This is a genomic window from Kineococcus xinjiangensis, assembly GCF_002934625.1.
In the GTDB taxonomy this organism is placed as follows: domain Bacteria; phylum Actinomycetota; class Actinomycetes; order Actinomycetales; family Kineococcaceae; genus Kineococcus_A; species Kineococcus_A xinjiangensis.
In genome coordinates this window covers 1-1743 of record NZ_PTJD01000034.1, presented here as the reverse complement: position 1 = coordinate 1743, position 1743 = coordinate 1, and the positions used below count along the sequence as shown (strand labels likewise).

Annotated in this window: 3 protein-coding genes; 2 read left to right on the top strand and 1 reads right to left on the bottom strand. The window is 69.6% G+C overall.

Annotated features, from left to right (window positions below; all coding sequences use genetic code 11):
• The first annotated feature begins 137 nt into the window (after window positions 1-137).
• On the top strand, window positions 138-386 hold the full coding sequence (locus tag CLV92_RS20780; protein ID WP_104435988.1) for a hypothetical protein: 249 nt from the start codon (window positions 138-140) through the stop codon (window positions 384-386).
• Window positions 387-602: 216 nt separating this feature from the next.
• Here CLV92_RS20780 and CLV92_RS21210 read toward each other — a convergent pair whose 3' ends face one another.
• Window positions 603-1046: a hypothetical protein gene (locus CLV92_RS21210; RefSeq protein ID WP_146099724.1), complete on the bottom strand. Its 444-nt coding sequence runs from the start codon at window positions 1044-1046 to the stop codon at window positions 603-605.
• A gap of 160 nt (window positions 1047-1206) precedes the next feature.
• Between CLV92_RS21210 and CLV92_RS20770 the strand changes: the two genes are divergently transcribed.
• Window positions 1207-1635, top strand: coding sequence for a pentapeptide repeat-containing protein (locus tag CLV92_RS20770; protein WP_211291332.1), 429 nt, complete (start codon window positions 1207-1209; stop codon window positions 1633-1635).
• The last annotated feature ends 108 nt before the right edge of the window (window positions 1636-1743 follow it).

Genomic DNA, 1743 nt, shown 5'->3' with positions numbered 1-1743 from the left:
GGCCGATTGACCCCTATCGAGTACGAGACCATCATGACCGCACCGGCCAATCAGGCCGCGTGACCTGATCTGACACCGGATCATGCAGCAGACCCTTCAGCCGGTTCCGGCGCTAGGCCTAGTGGGACGCTGACGGCATGAGCCAGCTGGACCAAGGGCCGCAAAAGCCGCTCGCCACGCCGCACCGTCGCACTGGCCGGCGCCTTGTCGTCCTGCTCTTGATCGAGCCTGCCATCGGCTTCCTCGCCGGCTTGGTGCTCGCACGTGCCTTCCTGGAAGACAGCTGGCGCGCATCCGTCGACGACGCGGCCTGGCTCATCGTCGTCGTCTTGATCGCCAACCTCATCGGGCTGTGGTTGAAGCGGGCCGTGAAGGACTCCCGTTGAGCACCTACGACGCTCGATCTTCGGCGAAAGTGCACGTGCGGCGGTGGCCGTGATCGCGCCCTCAGGGCGGCGTGTGCGGATGTCGGGCGGACGTCTCCGGCGCGAGTCGGAGTCATCCCGGAGGTGCAGGGGACCTCGGTCGTCGATCCTCGGGCGATCGGTGTCGGGCGGCGCGAAGGAGGGGCGATGGCCTACCGCGTGCGAATCCGCGAGGCTTTACGACCCTGACGACCGAGGCTCCGTTGGTGGCGCGGAGGCCGCTGGGTTCGCGGCGACGAGGAGACGTCCTCCTTGACGCTGCGACCAGCTCAGCAGACCGAGGAGCGTGACGACGACGCCACCGATGACGCCGAAGACGCCGAGCCCGGTCAGGTCGGTCTCCGCGAACGCGACCGCGCCGCTCCAGAGGAGGACGCCGACGAGGACCAGGATCGCGCCGGCGAGGGGAAGCAGCGAGCGTGGGAGCCGGTTGGTGAGGCGTCGGGTCAGCAGGTACTCCCCGTACCCGCGGCCGGCCGCCGCGACGAGCGGGTCAGGTGCCGGCAGTCCCTGCTTCGCCATCCGCACCGCCTCCAGGCGTTGCTGGAAGGGGACTCGTCGCCACGCCACCCGAGCCTGGCGTCGCTCAGCTCTGGTGAGGATGTAGACGTCGTCACGCACTCCCAGAACGGTAGCGCTGGGATGGACGACCTGGACTGAACCGCGCTGGTCACGTCCGCCCATCGGCGGTGAGGACGTCCGGCGGGAGTCATGATCGCGCCCGCACGGCGGCGAAGGCGTGCGTTGGTGGTGGGCTGTCGTGGTCCTGGACACTGAGCGGGTGAGCACTGCAGAGGAGCCCACAGGTGGGCGCCAGGAGCTGGTTGCCGCGACCTACGGACAGCAGCTGCGTCGCATCTCCTTCGCCGGGGCCGACCTGACCTCAGTGCGCGCCGCCAAGCACCTGGGCCTGGACCGCTGCTCCTTCGCCGGCGCCGACCTGCGCCACGCCACGTTGGAGCAGGTCTTCTTCAAGATGTGCGACCTGCGCGGCGCTGACCTTCGCGCAGCCTCACTGCGCGGGGTCCGCTTCGCAGCCTGCGACCTCCGAGGAGCTGACCTGCGGGGCGCCGATCTGCACGGCGCCTCCTTCGGGCGAGTGAACACCGGGGACGACACCGGACGCACCCTGCTGACCGGCGCCCGCCTCGACCCTGGCGCCCTGGACGACGCCACGGTGGAGCCGGGCACCGCACTTCCCAGCGACTGACTGCGCCCGCAAGGCGGCATGAGATGCCCTGTGTCAACGGCTGCCGTCTGGGAAGGTGTTGGTCATGGCCGGTGCGCAGCCGCTGACAGAGCAGCCATCAGGTCCGAC